This is a genomic window from Pseudoalteromonas sp. NCIMB 1079 (assembly GCF_040567695.1).
Classification (GTDB): domain Bacteria; phylum Pseudomonadota; class Gammaproteobacteria; order Enterobacterales; family Alteromonadaceae; genus Pseudoalteromonas; species Pseudoalteromonas distincta.
Map to the genome: position 1 here is coordinate 1,873,509 of NZ_JBEWZA010000001.1, position 18,171 is coordinate 1,891,679.

The 18,171-nt window shown below is 39.0% G+C and carries 21 protein-coding genes; 13 read left to right on the forward strand and 8 right to left on the reverse strand.

Annotated elements, in window-relative coordinates; genetic code table 11:
- The first annotated feature begins 29 nt into the window (after positions 1 to 29).
- The 3 genes from aceK (at position 30) to ABX891_RS08740 (ending at position 3,143) form a co-directional block, all read left to right on the forward strand.
- The gene (aceK, locus tag ABX891_RS08730) at positions 30 to 1,802 is read left to right on the forward strand and encodes a bifunctional isocitrate dehydrogenase kinase/phosphatase (RefSeq protein ID WP_354629308.1); all 1,773 of its coding nucleotides are present in this window, start codon (positions 30 to 32) and stop codon (positions 1,800 to 1,802) included.
- A 64-nt stretch (positions 1,803 to 1,866) separates the two neighbouring features.
- Entirely contained in the window at positions 1,867 to 2,829 is a 963-nt protein-coding gene (locus ABX891_RS08735; protein ID WP_354629309.1) for a zinc-binding dehydrogenase, read from the forward strand.
- Between the two features lie 62 nt (positions 2,830 to 2,891).
- Positions 2,892 to 3,143, forward strand: coding sequence for a DUF2999 family protein (locus ABX891_RS08740; RefSeq protein ID WP_354629310.1), 252 nt, complete (start codon positions 2,892 to 2,894; stop codon positions 3,141 to 3,143).
- Positions 3,144 to 3,221: 78 nt separating this feature from the next.
- On the opposite strand, the gene ABX891_RS08745 is transcribed toward ABX891_RS08740, so the two are convergent.
- Entirely contained in the window at positions 3,222 to 3,722 is a 501-nt protein-coding gene (locus tag ABX891_RS08745; RefSeq protein WP_354629311.1) for a fasciclin domain-containing protein, read from the reverse strand.
- Positions 3,723 to 3,906: 184 nt separating this feature from the next.
- Between ABX891_RS08745 and lepB the strand changes: the two genes are divergently transcribed.
- Positions 3,907 to 4,557 carry a signal peptidase I gene (lepB, locus tag ABX891_RS08750; RefSeq protein ID WP_024597614.1) on the forward strand — a complete coding sequence of 217 codons (651 nt, stop codon included), beginning with the start codon at positions 3,907 to 3,909 and terminating at the stop codon, positions 4,555 to 4,557.
- A 182-nt stretch (positions 4,558 to 4,739) separates the two neighbouring features.
- Here lepB and metG read toward each other — a convergent pair whose 3' ends face one another.
- Entirely contained in the window at positions 4,740 to 6,761 is a 2,022-nt protein-coding gene (metG, locus tag ABX891_RS08755) for a methionine--tRNA ligase (protein WP_354629312.1), read from the reverse strand.
- Between the two features lie 187 nt (positions 6,762 to 6,948).
- On the opposite strand from metG, the gene apbC reads away from it, so the two are divergent.
- Both apbC and dcd read left to right on the forward strand, forming a co-directional pair.
- Complete coding sequence (gene apbC / locus ABX891_RS08760; protein WP_182737605.1) at positions 6,949 to 8,025, forward strand: iron-sulfur cluster carrier protein ApbC; 1,077 nt, start codon at positions 6,949 to 6,951, stop codon at positions 8,023 to 8,025.
- 6 nt (positions 8,026 to 8,031) lie between these two features.
- On the forward strand, positions 8,032 to 8,616 hold the full coding sequence (dcd, locus tag ABX891_RS08765; RefSeq protein ID WP_002959670.1) for a dCTP deaminase: 585 nt from the start codon (positions 8,032 to 8,034) through the stop codon (positions 8,614 to 8,616).
- Positions 8,617 to 8,632: 16 nt separating this feature from the next.
- On the opposite strand, the gene ABX891_RS08770 is transcribed toward dcd, so the two are convergent.
- Complete coding sequence (locus ABX891_RS08770; protein WP_354630129.1) at positions 8,633 to 9,418, reverse strand: CLCA_X family protein; 786 nt, start codon at positions 9,416 to 9,418, stop codon at positions 8,633 to 8,635.
- Positions 9,419 to 9,442: 24 nt separating this feature from the next.
- Positions 9,443 to 10,039, reverse strand: a complete 597-nt coding sequence (locus tag ABX891_RS08775; protein ID WP_138488951.1) for a tRNA-uridine aminocarboxypropyltransferase — start codon at positions 10,037 to 10,039, stop codon at positions 9,443 to 9,445.
- A gap of 137 nt (positions 10,040 to 10,176) precedes the next feature.
- On the opposite strand from ABX891_RS08775, the gene ABX891_RS08780 reads away from it, so the two are divergent.
- Both ABX891_RS08780 and ABX891_RS08785 read left to right on the forward strand, forming a co-directional pair.
- Positions 10,177 to 10,521 carry an Hpt domain-containing protein gene (locus tag ABX891_RS08780; RefSeq protein WP_354629313.1) on the forward strand — a complete coding sequence of 115 codons (345 nt, stop codon included), beginning with the start codon at positions 10,177 to 10,179 and terminating at the stop codon, positions 10,519 to 10,521.
- 105 nt (positions 10,522 to 10,626) lie between these two features.
- The gene (locus ABX891_RS08785) at positions 10,627 to 11,844 is read left to right on the forward strand and encodes a pyridoxal phosphate-dependent aminotransferase (RefSeq protein WP_024597609.1); all 1,218 of its coding nucleotides are present in this window, start codon (positions 10,627 to 10,629) and stop codon (positions 11,842 to 11,844) included.
- Between the two features lie 65 nt (positions 11,845 to 11,909).
- On the opposite strand, the gene ABX891_RS08790 is transcribed toward ABX891_RS08785, so the two are convergent.
- From ABX891_RS08790 to ABX891_RS08805, 4 genes are read right to left on the reverse strand one after another with little or no spacing between them, the layout of a single operon-like run.
- Positions 11,910 to 12,377, reverse strand: coding sequence for an outer membrane lipoprotein (locus tag ABX891_RS08790; RefSeq protein ID WP_309168702.1), 468 nt, complete (start codon positions 12,375 to 12,377; stop codon positions 11,910 to 11,912).
- A 55-nt stretch (positions 12,378 to 12,432) separates the two neighbouring features.
- Complete coding sequence (gene lpoB, locus ABX891_RS08795; protein ID WP_007375407.1) at positions 12,433 to 13,053, reverse strand: penicillin-binding protein activator LpoB; 621 nt, start codon at positions 13,051 to 13,053, stop codon at positions 12,433 to 12,435.
- Positions 13,054 to 13,064: 11 nt separating this feature from the next.
- On the reverse strand, positions 13,065 to 13,490 hold the full coding sequence (locus tag ABX891_RS08800) for a YcfL family putative periplasmic lipoprotein (RefSeq protein ID WP_002959678.1): 426 nt from the start codon (positions 13,488 to 13,490) through the stop codon (positions 13,065 to 13,067).
- 8 nt (positions 13,491 to 13,498) lie between these two features.
- A complete protein-coding gene (locus ABX891_RS08805; protein ID WP_354629314.1) occupies positions 13,499 to 14,863 on the reverse strand; it encodes a COG3014 family protein in 1,365 nt (454 codons plus the stop codon).
- 224 nt (positions 14,864 to 15,087) lie between these two features.
- On the opposite strand from ABX891_RS08805, the gene bufA2 reads away from it, so the two are divergent.
- The 5 genes from bufA2 to ABX891_RS08830 all read left to right on the forward strand — a co-directional run bounded on the left by bufA2 (position 15,088) and on the right by ABX891_RS08830 (position 18,154).
- A complete protein-coding gene (gene bufA2 / locus ABX891_RS08810) occupies positions 15,088 to 15,546 on the forward strand; it encodes a BufA2 family periplasmic bufferin-type metallophore (RefSeq protein ID WP_182724280.1) in 459 nt (152 codons plus the stop codon).
- Positions 15,547 to 15,635: 89 nt separating this feature from the next.
- On the forward strand, positions 15,636 to 16,466 hold the full coding sequence (bufB, locus tag ABX891_RS08815) for an MNIO family bufferin maturase (protein ID WP_354629315.1): 831 nt from the start codon (positions 15,636 to 15,638) through the stop codon (positions 16,464 to 16,466).
- Positions 16,463 to 16,690, forward strand: coding sequence for an HvfC/BufC family peptide modification chaperone (locus tag ABX891_RS08820; RefSeq protein ID WP_354629316.1), 228 nt, complete (start codon positions 16,463 to 16,465; stop codon positions 16,688 to 16,690). Before bufB ends, ABX891_RS08820 begins: the two co-directional genes overlap by 4 nt.
- On the forward strand, positions 16,683 to 17,243 hold the full coding sequence (locus ABX891_RS08825) for an HvfC family peptide modification chaperone (protein WP_354629317.1): 561 nt from the start codon (positions 16,683 to 16,685) through the stop codon (positions 17,241 to 17,243). Before ABX891_RS08820 ends, ABX891_RS08825 begins: the two co-directional genes overlap by 8 nt.
- A gap of 41 nt (positions 17,244 to 17,284) precedes the next feature.
- The gene (locus ABX891_RS08830; RefSeq protein WP_354629318.1) at positions 17,285 to 18,154 is read left to right on the forward strand and encodes a DMT family transporter; all 870 of its coding nucleotides are present in this window, start codon (positions 17,285 to 17,287) and stop codon (positions 18,152 to 18,154) included.
- Positions 18,155 to 18,171: the final 17 nt, after the last annotated feature.

The window sequence follows — 18,171 nt, forward strand, 5'->3', positions numbered from 1 at the left end:
TAACTGGCATCAATATAAGTGCTGTATTTATGCAAAATAGGCCAACAAATCAATCTAATAATGCGCTACAACAGGTTGTAGCCAGTAAGCTTGCACGATCTGTTTTTGCTGGATTTGAGGTGATGTTTTCGCAATTTTTAAATATTACACTGGGTGCACAAAGCCGTTTTGAGCAACGACAGTACCACAGTGTGCAAAGTGCTATGCGTGAACGTTTACAAGTGTATGAGCGCGAAGTAAAAAACGTGAGTGAAGCCGTGAGAGTTATTGCTTATGCTGAGCTTACTTGCCCGCAAACGTGGCAGTTAGCTAAAAATATTTACGGCGATATGGTAGAAAATCACGAAAATAAACCAATAGCTCATACCTTTTTTAATTCAACATTTGGTGCAATTTGGGACGATAAAAAAATTCGTACTGTGCATTTGTTTGTATTAAAAGCAAAGTATCGTAGTGAGCCGCGCTCTTATGAAAGCTTAGTGAGCAGGGTATCGCTACACAGTGGGTTTAATAACGCCGTTAAAACGCTTATCACTAATCAAGTATTTAGAGTGACATTTAGTCATTTAGAACGCGATGTAGCCACACTACAAAGTACGTTAATGCAAGGCGCTAAACAGCAATGCAAACAGGTGTACGAACTTATCAATTTAAACGACGGGTATATTGAATACGCCAACTCATTATTTTTTAGAAACAAAGCCTGTTATTTAATTGGGCGCTGTATTGCTAAAAATGGCGACAATATGCCTTTTGCTATCGCTATTTTAAATACCGATGAGGGACTAAAGCTTGATGCTGTAATGATGGGCGCCGATCAATTAAGTTTATTATTTGGTTTTGCACGCACCTATTTTATGGTTGATACCGATAAACCCGCTCGTTATGTAGATTACTTAAGTGTGTTAATGCCACACAAACAACGCTTTGAGTTATTTAACGCCATTGGTTTTATAAAGCACGCCAAAACTGAGTTTTATCGGCACAAGGTCGATACGACTAAAAATAGCCCAGCCAACTTCAAGTATGTTAAAGCGCCAGGGACACCGGGCATGGTAATGCTGGTATTTACTATTGAAGGGCTAGATTACGTTTATAAAGTAATTAAAGACAAATTTAGTGCGCCAAAAACAGCTACCAAAGCACAAGTGATAGACAAGTATAACTTTGTAAAACAAGCCGATAGGGTTGGTCGTTTGGTAGATACGCACGAGTTTAGATATTTAGCGTTTGATTTAAGCCGTTTTAGTGATGAATTGCTTGAGCAGATGAAAAACCAAATTGGTAGCAGTATGGTTATATCGGGTAAGGCACTCATTTTAAAGCACGTTTATGTTGAGCGTAAAATGACCCCGCTTAATTTATATATTAACCAATGCGATAACAAAACCCTAGAGCGAGTAATGCATGACTACGGTAAAGCAATTAAAGAGTTAGCGGGCGCTAATATATTTCCGGGCGACATGCTAATGAAAAACTTTGGCGTAACGCGATGGGGGCGAGTGGTGTTTTACGACTTTGACGAAATTTGCCCACTAACCGATTGCAACTTTAGAGACGTTCCACAAACCCAAAATGCACTCGAAGAGCTAAGTAGTAACTCGTATTTTGATATAGCTGAAAACGATATATTTCCGAGCCAATTTAAGGTGTTTTTTAGTGCCAACGATATTGCGTTTAACTATTTTAATAATGAGCACAGTAACTTGTTTTTAGCGACGTTTTGGCAGAGTTGTCAGCAACAAGTACATAATGGTTATCTACCCGATGTTTATCCTTATAAACAAAGTTGGCGCTTTTGAGGTTGTTTGAATCTGTGTTCATCCCCATCTATATGTTATTACAGTTTTTAAACTTGGAGCAACAATGAAATATATTTCTCATGAAGATGGCAATCTTGCATTTAGTGAAACCGAAAAGCCGGTTTTAAAGAGCCATGAAGTACTTGTTAAAGTTGCAGCAATAGGTGTAAACCGTGCAGACAGTATGCAGCGCCAAGGTAAATACCCGGCCCCTGCGGGAGATAGCCCGATTTTAGGTTTAGAATGTGCGGGTACAGTTACTGAGCTTGGAAAAGATGTAGATAAAAGCTGGCTAAACAAGCGTATTTTTACGTTGTGCTCAGGTGGTGCTTATAGCGAATATGTAGCAGTTGATGCAAAACAGCTTATGGAATTACCCGATGATGTAACAATGGCTGAGGGCGCTGCAATAAGCGAAGTGTATTTAACGGCATTTGGCGCGTTATTTGAGCTTGGTAAATTACAAAAAGGGCAAACAGCGCTTATTCATGCAGGTGCTAGTGGTGTGGGCGGTGCAGCAATTCAAATGGCTAAAAGCGCAGGTGCTACCGTAGTTATTACTGCCGGTACGGATGACAAATGCCAACACGCAAAAGATCTTGGTGCCGATCATGCAATTAACTACAAAACCACTGACTTTGTAGAATATATGAAAGCAAATGAGTTAACAGCAAATGCAATTGTAGATCCTGTTTCGGGTAGTTACTTAAATAAAAATGCCGCTATTGCAGCCATGGATTGCCAAATTGTGATGCTTGCATTTTTAGATGGACGTTTTGCTGAAGTTGATTTTGCCGCGCTTTTACAAAAGCGTATTTCGTTTCATGCCTCAACGCTTAGAAATCGCAGTATTGAGTTTAAACGCCAGGTGCGCGACGACTTTGTAGCACGCTTTTACAATGATATTGCCACTAAAAAGTACGACTTTAACTTGTATAAAACATTGCCTTGGAGCGACGCAAACGAAGCCCATGCTATTTTAGAGCGTAATGAAAATGCTGGTAAAGTTGTTTTACTTGTAGAGTAACTCTTTAATTTTAGGGGTTAGCCCATATACTAAGCCCTATAAAAAACATTTAAGGTTTAATAATGAATCCAATACTAGCAATACTTAAAGAGCACAATGTAAGCGACGAAAAAGTAAAAGCATTGTTTGAAGCGTTTACTCAAAACCCAATGATGGCAGTGGCGCTTGTTCAAGAGCTTGGTATTCCGCCAGAAAAACTACAGCAACTAATGGCAGTGGTGATGACGCAACCACACTTGATTAAAGAAGCAACCGACGAACTTGGTTTAGATTTTGAAAAAGTAAAAGAAGCGAAAGAAAAACTAAATCAATAATTTGTTATGTCATGAAACAAAAATAAATAAAAAGCATAAGTATTTACTTATGCTTTTTATTTGGCTTATTTTTTATGACTACTCTTTTGGAAGTAGTACTGTGTCGATAACATGAATTACGCCGTTGCTTGCTTTTACATCAGCTTTTACAACTTTAGCGTCATTTATCATTACGCCCATGCTGTCGGCTTTAACCATAACTGATTGGCCTTGTAGTGTTTTCGCACTATCTACCTTCATTACATCGGCTGCCATCACTTTTCCAGACACTACGTGATAAGTTAATACCGCCGTTAGCTTATCTTTGTTTTCAGGCTTGAGTAACTTTTCTACAGTGCCTTCAGGTAATTTAGAAAATGCAGCATCTGTTGGTGCAAAAATAGTAAAGGGTCCTTTACCTTGCAGTGTTTCAACTAAACCTGCGGCTTTAACAGCAGCAACAAGAGTAGTGAACGAACCATTTTCAACGGCTACTTCAACAACGTCTTTTTTCATACCATGATGATCAGCATAAGCCATTGTAGTAAATCCAAGGCTTGCAGTTGTAAACAATAATGCAGTAGTAATTTTCTTAAACATTTTATTTTTCCTTTAAGTTAATACCCGTTGGTTTCGTTAAATGTTACGACGCTCTAAATTTAATCGATCAATTAAAATTAGTAGCCAACATGTTTTGTTACATCATTGATTGAACTGCAGCTAATTAGCAAAGTCATATAAACAGTTACTTAATTAAAGACTTGTTCAATTGAAGGGAATAGGCATGAAATTAGTTTATAAGTTTTGGAAAAATAACCGCTCTCTTATCGTATTTATAGCACTGATGAGCGTATTTAGAAGCGCTGTAGCCGATTGGTACGAAGTGCCAACAGGCTCAATGAAACCAACAATTCAAGAAGGTGACAGAATACTTACCGATAAAATGGCCTACGATATTCGTGTCCCATTTACGCATATAAAACTACTTAAACTAGCGGACCCACAAACCGGTGATATTATTGTTTTTGACTCACAAGCTGCCGATAACCGTTTAATTAAACGTGTAATTGGTGTGCCAGGAGACACCGTTGCGCTTGAAAATAATGAACTCATTATTAATGGTAAAAAACTTAATTATGCAGATCAGCAAAGCAACATAGACTCGCTTGATAAAATCGAAGATTTAAACGGGTTAGCGCATTCGATAAGAGTGGCAAATATTCCTTCACGTTTATCGGGCTTTGATGCAATTACAATTCCTGATGATTATTATTTAGCAATGGGCGATAACCGCGACAATAGCGCTGACTCGCGTGTAATAGGTTTAATTCCGCGTAATGAGTTATTAGGAAAAGCAGAGCGCGTTATAGTCTCACTTGATTACGATAACTATTACCTACCAAGAAAAGACCGCGTATTGAAAAAGCTCAATTAAATAAGATAATTGATTTTAGAGTTAAAATATAACTGCCTATTTAGGCAGTTTACTTATATATTTTTTTACAAGCTTGGTAAGAACACTACGCTCGTGTTCGGTATTTAATATACGACTAAACATTACTTTAGCCCATAAAAAACCGCTGACATATCAGCGGTTTTTTTATTGTATGAGTAATATTACATTACGCGCATACCAGGCTCTGAGCCGTCATCTGGGTTAAGAATATAAATTTCTTTTCCGCCAGGGCCTGCTGCTAATACCATGCCTTCAGACATACCAAAGCGCATTTTACGAGGCTTAAGGTTAGCAACCATAACGGTTAGCTTGCCTTCGATATCCTCAGGTGCGTAAGCTGATTTAATACCCGCAAACACTTGGCGAGTTTCGCCGCCTAAATCAAGTGTTAGCTTAAGTAGTTTATCTGCGCCTTCTACGTGCTCTGCTTTAGCAATCTTAGCTACGCGTAAGTCTACTTTTGCAAAATCATCGAACTCAATTTCGTCGCTAATCGGCTCTTTTGCAAGTGGGCTGTTAGGGTCAATTGTTACTTTTGATGCTAAGCTTTCTTTAGATTCTTCAACCATTTTGTTTACTTTATCCATTTCAACACGTTGCATTAACGGTTTAAATTTATTGATAGGGTGGCTTACGAGTGCATTTTGAACGCCGTCCCATGCAAGGTCGTCATTTAAAAACGCTTGTACGTTGTCTGCCATTCCTGGTAGCACGGGTTTTAAGTAAGTAATTAAAACGCGGAACAAGTTAAGACCAAGAGAACAGACCTCGTGTGCTTCTTTTTGCTTAGTTTCGTCTTTAATTAATACCCAAGGTGCTGCGCCATCAATAAATTGGTTTGCTTTGTCGGCAAGCGCCATTATTTCGCGAATTGCGCGGCTGTAATCGCGGTTCTCATAGTGTGTTGTAATGCTCGGTGCAGCCGCTTGAAACTCTGCTAACAGCTCTGGTTGCATAATAGTACTGCTTAGCTTGCCATCAAACTTTTTAGTAATAAAGCCAGCACAACGGCTCGCTATGTTGACTACTTTACCTACTAGGTCTGAATTTACGCGCTGTGCAAAGTCTTCTAGGTTTAAATCCAGATCAACAATACCGCTGCTTAATTTTGCTGCGTAGTAGTAACGTAAGTATTCTGGGTTTAAGTTATCTAAATAAGTACGCGCTTTAATAAACGTACCCTTTGATTTAGACATTTTTTCGCCATTCACAGTTACAAAACCATGAGCGAATACGTTAGTTGGCTTTCTAAAATTAGCGCCTTCTAGCATTGCTGGCCAAAATAAGCTGTGGAAGTAGATAATGTCTTTACCAATAAAGTGATAAAGCTCTGCGTCTGAACCTTCAGCCCAAAACGCATCAAAGTCGAGGCCTTTTTCGTCACATAGGTTCTTAAAACTCGCCATGTAACCAATAGGTGCATCTAACCAAACGTAAAAATATTTGCCTGGTGCATTTGGGATTTCAAAGCCAAAATAAGGTGCGTCACGGCTAATATCCCACTGTTGCAAGCCATCGGTAAACCATTCGTCTAGCTTGTTAGCCATTTCTTGTTGAATAGTTCCCGAGTGTAACCACTCTTTTAGCATGCCTTCAAATGCTGGCAGGTCAAAAAAGTAATGCTCAGAATCTTTAAGTACAGGCTCAGCACCTGACATTACAGAACGCGGATTAATAAGTTCGGTAGGGCTGTATGTAGCACCACACGAATCACAGCTATCGCCGTTTTGGTTTTCAGACTTACACGTTGGGCAAGTACCTGTTACAAAGCGGTCTGGTAAGAAAATACCTTTTTCAGGGTCGAATAATTGTGAAATAGTGTGCTTTTTAATATGACCGGCATCGTTTAGGCGGTTATAAATAAGTTCGCTTAATTCTTTGTTTTCTTGGCTGTGCGTGCTGTGGTAGTTATCAAATTTGATATTAAAGTCAGCAAAGTCGCGTTGGCGCTCTATGCTCACTTGTTTTACCATTTCTTCAGGCGTGATCCCTTGCTTTTGCGCATTAAGCATAATTGGCGTGCCGTGGGCATCGTCTGCACAAACATAATAAGCTTCGTGGCCTTGTAGTTTTTGAAAACGTGACCAAATATCAGTTTGAATATATTCCAATAAATGACCTAGGTGAGTAGGGCCATTTGCATAAGGTAATGCGCTGGTAATCAGGATCTTTCGCTGCGTCATAATCATTCCGAATTGAGGATAAAACGCCGTTTTTATTATACAAACGGCAATTATCATTAATTTATCTACAAGCTATCTGCTTAGAGTGCGCACAGCTTATGGATTTTTATTAATTGACTGGTGTTAATGCCCTGAATGTTACATAATTCCGTGGCACTTTTCATCAAAGAAACGCTATTTAATTGCTATGTTTGGACTGTCGAAACTATTCTCTTCTAAATCGGTGCAAAAACAACCGATTATAACTGCCTTAGCGGCATATCGTAGTGCGGCTTTTGCCGTCGGTATTGACGAAAGCTTCATTGATACTATTACTCAAAATGACGATAAATCACTACAAATCAAATTAACTCTGCCATTTGCTGGGCAATCAGAAATGCCTTTAGTTGAGCAACACGTAAGTGAAAGCTTAAATGTGCCTGTAACAATTAGCGCCAAGGTTATCATTAAAGAGGCGGCTAAGTTTAAAGCGATTAAACATATTGTACTTATTGCCTCAGGCAAAGGTGGGGTAGGTAAGTCGACTACTGCTGTTAACTTGGCAGGCGCGCTTAAAAATGAAGGCGCAAAGGTGGGTATTTTAGATGCTGACATTTATGGCCCATCTATCCCAATGCTTTTAGGATTAGTGGGCGCAGAGCCCGTCACTAAAGATAACAAACAGCTACAGCCTTTTGATGCCAATGGCATTAAAGCGCAGTCAATTGGCTTTTTAGTTCCAAGCGATGATGCCACGGTATGGCGTGGGCCAATGGCGTCAGGCGCGCTGAGCCAGTTACTTAACGAAACCGATTGGGGCGAGCTTGACTACTTAATTGTTGATATGCCACCGGGCACCGGTGATATTCAGCTTACAATGAGCCAAAAAGTACCCGCTAGCGGCACTGTTATTGTCACTACACCGCAAGATTTAGCGCTAGCCGATGCGCAAAAAGGCATTGCTATGTTTAATAAAGTAAACGTACCGGTGCTTGGCTTAATAGAAAATATGAGCCACTACATTTGCACTCACTGTGGTGAAGCTAACCACGTTTTTGGTAAAGACGGTGCACAAAAACTGGCGCATAAGCACGGCGTGCCTGTACTTAGCCATATTCCACTTGCAATAGATATACGCGAGTATTCTGAGCAAGGTAAACTTATTGCAAGCGATAACGATGCCGCAATAAGCAAAACATACAGCGCAGCAGCAAGGTTAATAGCCAGCACGCTTTATTATCAACAGCATCACAATGCAATTGAAATTGTGATTACGGAAGATTAATAAATAATGAGACTTTCAGACACACATATTAAAGAATACTTAAGCGATGGCCGCATAGTTATTGAGCCTGCACCAACGAGCGAGATGATTTCAGGCGTGACTGCCGATTTACGCTTGGGTAATAAATTTAGAACGTTTAATGCGCATAACGCGGCATACGTCGATTTAAGTGGTCCAAAAGATCAGTTAAATAAGGCCATGGAATCGATCATGAGTGAAGAAATAGTGCTTGATGAAGGTGAAGCATTCTTTTTACACCCAGGTGAACTTGCACTAGCTATTACCCATGAAAAAGTAACTCTACCAGCAGATATAGTAGGTTGGTTAGATGGACGCTCATCGCTTGCGCGTTTGGGTTTAATGGTGCATGTAACCGCGCATCGAATAGACCCAGGCTGGAGCGGCAATATTGTTTTAGAGTTTTACAACTCAGGTAAATTACCACTGGCACTACGCCCACTGATGAAAATTGGTGCTATGAGCTTTGAAATGTTATCGGGCCCGTGTGAAAACCCATACAATATTCGTAAAGATGCAAAATATAAAGATCAAAGCAGCGCAGTAGCAAGTCGTATTAGTGACGATAAATAATCACCAAATATAGACATCACTCGTCTATTTTATGAAGCGCATAGCCCAGTAGTTCAAAATAGTGGTTAAGTGCTTCATTTGCTATATTAATATGCTCACTATTTGGGTAGATTAAATTACTACTTTTTAAGCCTCCCACTAAAAAGCTATTTTTTATATATGTGTGGCCTTCAATACAGGCTTCAAAACACCGCGCTGCAAGCTCTTCTGGCATGCTCATATAATTCATATTGTGGGCTTTATCGTGTTCTATACACGTTTGTACAAAGTTATTTGCATCAATACCATCTTCATCTAAAAATACATGTTTATAAAAACTGTTCAAAGCATTATTAAGTGGATGCGATAAATTTGGCGTGTTTGAAAGCCATAATTTTGATGCAAAACCAAACTGTGGTTTTGCTGCAAATAAGTGCTCGCTTATATGATGGTCAAACGCATGGAACCATTCGTGAGCAAGTGCACCACCGCCTGCATTTTTTGCAAGAGCAAGTGTTTGAGAGGCTGCATTATAATGCGCTTGCACGCCTTTTTGACCACCATGGCCAAATGCAAAGTTAAGCTTGCCGCGCAGGCCAATTGCTTTAGGTGGTAAATGCAGTATTTGTGCAAGGTCGGCCAGTGCATCGTAAATTAAATTGGCGCTAATGTAGCGCTCTTCTTTAGTTACCCATTTACCAACGACCATTGACCTAAAGCCGAAGGTATCTCTTATATCGCTAAAGTCGACTTGGTCGTCAAAGCGATAGTCGGGTCCTTGGCGAGTAAAGCCACGTTTTAGTCTGTTAGGGTAGTTAAGCATTGCAAGTTTCATATAGTAACGAATTTAATCTAAGTAACGTGCTTTTACGTGCTCAGGCATGTGTTGGGTTTGTTTTTGTATTAATTCATTAAGCGTATTATAAAGTGGTGCGGGATTTAGTTGCTCTATTAAAAACAAACTATGCGCTACAGCTTCAAGTGTGGATAGGCTGTCGGCCCGAGGGGCTTTACGAATAGCATAACGATTTTTAGGTAGCTGTTTAAAACTGACCGTTTTAAATTGATTTAGTAATGTGGTGAGCTGCAAAATTTTGTAGGCTTTTTTCCATGTACCATCAACCACGATTAAATGGGTGATGTTTTTTACATTTGGCTGCTCAGTGTTATCGTCTAAATTTACAGCGTGTTCGTTAGGGTAGAGTAAAACAGTTGAACTTACTGGCAGTGTTTTTAGTATGGAAAAGTCATCATTATTTTCGCCTTTGATTATTTGGCAATCAGTTAGGCATAAATTGAGTAGTTTAGCGGTATTTTTTGCTATTTTTTCTTCACTCGGGTGCTGTAGAATAATAACCGTAACTTTGTTGTTTATTTTTGTAATTGCGTTGCAAATACAGGTGTTTAGTGAAAAGTTACAATGATTACAAAGTGTGCGTGCCATTTAATAAACTTTTTGTTGCCAGTATGATCCTCGCAATTATACATTTATAGGGTAATTAAGTTGGTTTTTTTTTCGCATCAATATAAAGTAGTACTATTAAACTGTAACTTACATGGATTGTTTTAAGGGCTTAAAATATGATAGAAATAAATATTGATACATCAGCATTAGAGAGTATGGAATCGTTATTGGGTGAGCAGTTTGCTGGTACACTTGATTTTTGCTGCTCAGAGTTTGAACGTTTGGGCTCAGAAGTGTTAGCAACCATTGGTAAAGATAAAGAAGCAGCTATTCGCCACTCCCATAGCTTAAAATCGAATGCGGCGCAGTTTGGAGCTTCAAGCCTTGCTGAAGTATCGCGTGTTATTGAACAAAATTTAAACCTAGATAACTTAGCTGAAGCTATCGACGCATCTAATAGCTTAATGGCTCAAGTAACAGGCTCTCAAGCTAAGCTAAATGAATGGTTAGCATCTCGTTAATTATTGAAGCTGAAACGTGAATTTATTTCAGTATTAAGCACCTAAATTGACTGGCATTTTACGCCTTTACTAGGTTAGTCTAAAGGCTCACTAGTCGAGGTAAAAATGTCTGATATTAAAAAGAGTCACAAATTAGAAGGTGTATGTTATGACATTCGTGGGCCAGTTTTAGCACAAGCTAAAAAAATGGAAGACGAAGGTCAAAAAGTATTAAAATTGAATATAGGTAATCCAGCTGCTTTTGGTTTTGATATGCCAGAAGATATGCACCGCGATATTATCCGCAATTTATATTCAGCCCAAGGTTACTGTGACTCTAAAGGCCTCTATTCAGCCCGCGTGGCTATTTATCAGCACTACCAACAACGTGGATTACATAATTTAGATGTAGATAGCATATATATTGGTAATGGCGTAAGCGAACTTATTCAGATGATCACCCAAGCGCTATTAAATAATGGCGATGAAGTGCTTATTCCAGCTCCAGATTATCCACTTTGGACTGCTTCTGTCACATTATCGGGTGGTAATCCGGTGCATTATTTATGTGATGAAGAGCAAGATTGGTTTCCGGATATTGCAGATATAAAAAGCAAAATAACGTCTAAAACTAAAGCTTTGGTATTAATTAATCCTAATAATCCGACAGGTGCGGTTTACAGTGACGATTTGTTAATGCAATTAATTGATATAGCGCGTGAACATAAACTGCTGTTATTGAGCGATGAGATTTACGAAAAGATTTTATACGATGGTATAACGCATACTTCAATCGGCTCACTGTGTGATGATGTACCAATCATTACTTTTAATGGTTTAGCAAAAACCTACCGTGCAGCGGGGCTAAGAATGGGGTGGATGGTTCTAAGCGGTCGTACCTCGGTAATGGATGATTTACGCAAAGGCCTTGAAATACTTTCATCTATGCGTTTGTGCGCCAATGTACCTGCGCAATATGCAATTCAACAAGCGTTGGGCGGCGTGCAATCAATTGATAATTTAATTAACCCAGGCGGGCGCTTATACGAGCAGCGCGATATAGCATGGCGCGGGTTAAACGCTATTGAAGGTATTAGTTGTAAAAAACCTAAAGGCGCGCTCTATGCGTTTGCCAAAGTAGATACAGCACTTTTTAACGTTAAAGATGATGAAAAGATGATGTACGATTTGCTAAAAGCCGAAAAAATATTACTTGTACATGGCAGGGCGTTTAATTGGCCCGAGCCGGATCATTTTAGATTGGTATTTTTACCAAGCAAAGATGATTTATCTGATGCGATGTTAAAAATGAAGCGCTTTTTTAAAGACTATCGCCAAGTATAGTTATTAAAAAAATAAAAAACGAGCCAAATTTGGCTCGTTTTTTACATTAGTCATGAATATATTGGCTAATACGCTTTATCTACACGCACCGTGTTGTCGTTCAAGTACACTAATCTTACGTTATCGCCTTTGCTAAAACGCATTGATTGGTCTTGATCTTGAACAACCATAAACTGGTCGCCGTTTTCAATTTGTATTAATAACTCTACAAAATGATTTTGCTGATAATGACTTTGCTGCTGCCTGTTATGCGCAACACTGCCGCCAATTACCGAGCCTAATATTGTTGCTACTGTGCGGCCGCTACCGCCACCAAACTGGTTGCCTACAACACCACCGAGTAATGCACCGCCGAAGGTTTCCCAGCCGTTGTTTTTGTCTTGAATGATTTCTTGTTCGGTAATATTGCGTACCGATTTTACGTCACCAAATAAAACTTGCTGCACAGGAACTGCTTTATTGCGCTCATATTGAGCAAAAGTTGGCGCGCTCACACTAAGTAGGGCACACATTATTAATATTATAGCTTTCATAATAATCTCCTATTGGTAGCCTTTATGGGCTTATTAGCCCGTAAAGGCTTAGTAACTACCAACCAAATGTCGATTTTTCTTTAGTTTTACGAATTTCAGTTTCGTCTGCCCATTCAACTAGGCCGCTTTCCATATCCATTAAACGCATCGTAAATTTATAGTATACGTCTGATTTGTCGGCATTTGATTTAACTATGCTCGATAAATTTCCGTATAACATATATTGCGCGCCAATTTGTTTACCAAATGCAACGGCTGTTGCAGGGTTAACAAGGGCATCTTCGTTTTGAAATGTTAATTGCTCACGTACTGACTCAACACGCGTCATATCTACAAAACGGAACTTACCACTGCGTAGCATTTGTGTAGAGATTGAATCGGTGATTGATTCAGTATCAATGTGCTCACTAGTTTTGTTTTTAATACGTTCAACAAATACTACAGGGCGTTTATTGGCAGTCATTGTGCCAACAACGGGTGAGCTGAGTAATGAATCGGTCATTTGACTCGCTACTTTTTGTAAGTCGGTAGAGCCAAAATTAATATCGGTTGTTTCTACTGCTTGTGCATCGCCATAACTTACTACGGCTTTATTAGCACAGCCACTTAATACTAAAGCGCTCAGGCCAACTAAAGCGTAAGTTGATGCTGTTTTAAATTTATTACTGATGATCATGGTTGTTTCCTTTAATCTTTAAATTCTTGTGATTCGGTAGACACTTCTCTAACTGCTAAAGAAAAGGTAACCGCATCAGAGCTCGGTGCTAAGCCCGGTAATTGTGTTTTTGCAAAACCGAATAAGGTGAGTGCTTGCCAAGGTGAATGGTTGCCTTTAATAACAAAGCCGTCTTTATCAAACCAATTAAATTGATACTGCAAATACTGTGATTTTTTATACTGGCTCGAAAGTGTCACTACTACATCGGTTAACTGGTTGGTTTGACGTGTTTTCACATCAGTAATGGCAAGCTTTTTACCAAGCTCTGGGTTATCTACACGTAATTGCTCATTAAACTGGTTTTTATTTTGTTCAACAGAAATACCCGATGTAACCGGTTGGCTGGAACATGCACTGAGCATTAAGGCTGCTAATAATGGCGCTATGTATTTCATGATGGCTCCTAAAGTTGAACTACGTGGTAATTAAAGTAGTTATTAATAGAGGTTAAGTAAATTAACGTTAACCCTTGCTTACTAATGGTAAAATTTATAGGTGCTTGTGTGCCTATATGCATAGAATGCTCACCTGTATTTAGGCTTTGCCTTGCGACACTTATTTGATTTGGAAGTGTAAGCCAGCTGCGTGTATCAGCTTGCTCAGACGCCAAATTATAAATATTAGCAAGTATGTTACCTACATCACCGGCACTGCGAGCAAGTTCTGCCCGCACTTTCTCTTTAGCTACTAATCTAAGTACTTGGCGAGCGACTTTTGCAGGTATTTGATCTTCTAATGTTTTTGCTGCAAGTGCTTCAATGTGTACTAATGGGCTCAGCTCTAAGCTTTGTGCATCTATGTTTATATTATTAAGGCGGCGCACATAGGCATTATCTTTATATACCGGCATCGCCAAGCTGTAAAAGCGTGCATCGCCACGTGATGAATAAATTGGCAAGCGCAGTTTAAATTCATCTTGTTTTGGTACTAATCCTTGTTCAAATAAAACAATTACTTCGCCTTGTGATGAAGAAATAGTGGGCGTATCGCCAAAGCGTTTTTTAAATTCATTTAGATCTTGGTCAAACCCTTGTTTTTTAGCAAGGCGCATTACATCTTGCTGTAAATAAATATTGCTAGGTTGTATAGCCAATGCTTTTTTATAATCGATATAGGCGTCGTCGTATTGTTTAGCACTTTGGTAAAGCAAAGCAGATAAGTAAAATGTGTAGGCATTTTGAAAGCCATTTTTTATGTTTCTGGTTACATTGCTCATGCTTGGGTAGTGTTGCTGAGCTTCTTTAACGGTTGAGTCTACTTCTGCTTCATTCTCGCTAAGCGCATCAACTTGTACTTTATTAGCTCGGCGAATTTCGACCAATGCGCCTTCAACATCATTTTTATACACGTAGTTAAGTGCTTTATAACTATGAAGCATGCTCATTTCGTAAGCGGGTGGCACATAAGTTATTGCTGAGTCGTTGGTAAATAAAGCGTTACTTTGTTCAAGGCCCGCACTAACTTGTATTTTGGCGGCTTCACGCTTTTTTTGCATTTGCGTATACACGTTCTCAAATTTACTTTGTGCATCATCTGGTGTATTTGCTAAGTCGTTTAAACGAGCTTGCTCAAGTTGGTTAAGTAAGTAGCTGCTGTGCAGGGTGCTATTATTAGCAATAAGGGATTGCGCTTCTTCGATGTTGTTTTTCTCGATCGCATTTCTTATTGGTGTCATTTGCGTGGCATAGTCATTAAATAGGTCATTAAAACCCATTGTGCTACACCCACTTAAAATAAAACAAAAGCTTAAAATTATACTGCGGCGCACTGAGCACTCCTCTTAATTTACCTGTATACATTAACATACTATTTTTAGCTAAATGTGTGAAATATTGTAAAAAATCGTAGAGTAAAACTGCCTGCTAATAAAGAAATATAAAGTGACATTAGTGAACAAACTGTGAATTTTTTTGTTTATTATCAACTCCACTGAAATAGTACTTTCGCTTTAGCGGTCTTGCTAAGAGTTATATCACTCAGAGGAATTAAAAAATGAAAAAGTTTACAGGTGCAGCAATGGCTGTAATGGTAGCAGGTTTAGTTGGTTGTAATGCAACAGAGGCAGAAACGGCAACATCAAGTGCAGTTGCTAATAATGGCGCAACAACTGATTTAGTTCATTGTTATGATGCGAATGTATGTGGTGGCCATAACGATTGTAAAACAGCTGAGAATGCATGTGCAGGTCAAGCGTCATGTAAAGGGACTGGTTTTGTAGCAATGCCTGCAAAATCATGTGCTGACGTTGGCGGTACAGTAAAAGATAAATGGGTTGGCAGTGTAGCTAAAGCAGATTTAGTACATTGTAACGATGTAAATGTGTGTGGCGGTCATAACGATTGTAAGACTGCTAATAATGCTTGTGCTGGGCATGCATCATGTAAAGGCACCGGTTTTGTATCAATGCCTGCAAAAGCATGTGGTGATATTGGTGGCTCTGTAGGTAGCTAAGAAAAAGTAATTAATAGTTAAAGCTATTATAATAAATCTGAGTAATACATTCAATTACGGGTGTGTTACTCAGATTTTTGAGGAAGTATATGACAAATCGTTTTTTAGGTTTTGGTTTAGGACTAAGAGCCCCGCATTTTGAGCAAATTATTGCAGAGAAACCAGCTGTAGATTGGTTTGAAATTATTTCAGAAAACTATTTTGTAGCCGTTGGAAAACCTTGGCATTATTTAAATAAAATAAGAGCAGATTATCCGATTGTTATGCATGGGGTATCAATGTCGATTGGTAGTATTGACCCTATTAATAAGGACTACTTAAATCAGTTAAAAAACACAATTGCGAGGGTTGAGCCGCAGTGGGTGTCTGATCATTTATGTTTTACCCAAGTGGACGGTATTAATAGCCACGATTTACTACCAATGCCTTACACCTCAGAGGCGCTTGATCATTTAGCAAATAAAATTTCGCAAGTTCAGGACTACCTAGGGCGCGAAATGATTTTTGAAAATGTATCGAGCTATTTAACCTATAACGATTCACAAATGAGTGAGTGGGAATTCTTAGCGCAATTACATAAGCAAACAGGCTGTAAGTTTTTAATGGATGTAAATAATGTTTATGTAAGTGCACGAAATCACGACTTTAATGCAATGGATTATTTATCAGCTATTCCGAGTACAGCTATTGCACAAATACACTTAGCAGGACATCAAGACTTTGGTACGCATATTATAGATACTCACGATGAAGATGTTCCCGATGCGGTATGGGACTTATATGCTCAGTATGCAAAAACATTAAATCCGGTAAGTACCATGATTGAACGCGATGATAATATTGGCTCCCTTGATGATTTAATTACTGAGCTTGAGCATGCTAAAACGCTAGTGAAACCGTTTTGGGATATAAGATCATGAGTGATTTAGCAAAGCTGCAACAACAGTTTATGAATTTACTGCAAGGAGAAAGTTCGGATATTAGCGAGCAAATTGCGCAGCAAGGGCAGTTAAATACACAACAGCGACTCTCTATTTATCAAAGCGCTTATAAAATTCGCTTAAGAGCCGTGATTGAGCAAGATCACGAACAGTTGGGCATTTACTTAGGTGATGATTTATTTGAGATGATGGTTGATGGTTGATGGTTATTTAGCTTTATATCCTTCAACTCATACGTCACTACGAATTTTTGCAGAGAAACTACCAGATTATTTAGCCGCTAATACTCCTTTTAGTGATTACCCCATACTTGCAGATATAGCCAAATTTGAACGACTATTACTAAGTACTTTTGATGCAAGCGATAAAACATTACTTAATGTATCAGAGCTTGAAAGTATTGAACCTCAGCAATGGCCAACTTTACTATTAAAATTACATCCAAGTGTACAGTTAGTTGTGTTTAATACTATGGCGGTTGAAAGTTGGCAGGCAATAAAACAAAAGCAAACACCGCCAGAGCCAAGAGTCTCAGAACCTCGCTTTTGGGTTGTAGCACGTGATGCTCAAAGGCGTACACAATATTTAAGCGTTGATGCACAAGAATACCGCTTACTGAGTTTATTAAAACAAAACACACCCTTTGCACAGTTATGTCAATCCTGTTTAAATGAACTCCCGGGTGAGAAAATCGCTGGGTTTTTAATTACTAAAATTAATCAATGGCTTGAACGTGGTTGGTTAATTAGCGAGTGAGTTTAAACAATATAGTTATTTTTCGTTGCGAAGGAATTTTTTTGAAAGCCACCATATACACATTAATTGCTTTAATTGCGTTTGCCGCAAATTCTCTATTTTGCAGAATGGCCTTAGCAGAAGGTTATATAGATGCTTGGAACTTTACTGTTATTCGCTTACTTAGCGGGGCTGCATGTTTGGGCATTATAATGGCTATTTATACCCATAATTTAAAACGTAAAGGCACATTCAATCCCGCTATTTTAAGTGACAGAGGAAGCTGGCGAAGCAGTATTAGCCTGCTTGTTTACGCGCTTTGTTTTTCGATTGCCTACGTAGAGCTAGATACCGGTACCGGTGCACTAATTTTATTTTCTGCTGTGCAACTTACTATGATTGGCTGGGGTATTTATCAAAAAGAGCAATTAAGCGTACTTCAGTGGTGTGCATTTATAGTGGCGTTATCTGGTTTTGTATATTTAATGCTGCCATCTGCAGCGGTGCCTTCATTATTAGGTGCATCACTTATGGCACTCAGTGGTGTGGCATGGGGTATTTACAGTATTCGCGGTAAAGTGTGCGTATCGCCACTACGTACTACGGGGTTTAACTTTATAAGAAGCTTAGTGGCTATCCCTGTTTTATTACTTGTTGGTATGAGTTATTTAAAAAATATGAGTATTGAAGGGGTTTTGCTTGCATGTGCCTCGGGTGCGATAGCGTCTGGAATTGGTTACAGTGTTTGGTATGTGGCTATGCCACTGCTTAAAAGTACCCAAGCTGCTGTTGTGCAGCTTTGTGTACCTGTACTTGCAGCCGTTGCCGGGGTCTTGTTTTTATCAGAGCAGGTAACAATGGAATTTATAGTAGCAAGCTCGTTAATATTAGGCGCTGTGCTGGTATTTATTTTAAATAAAAAGAAGGTTTAATATCATTTAAGTTAACC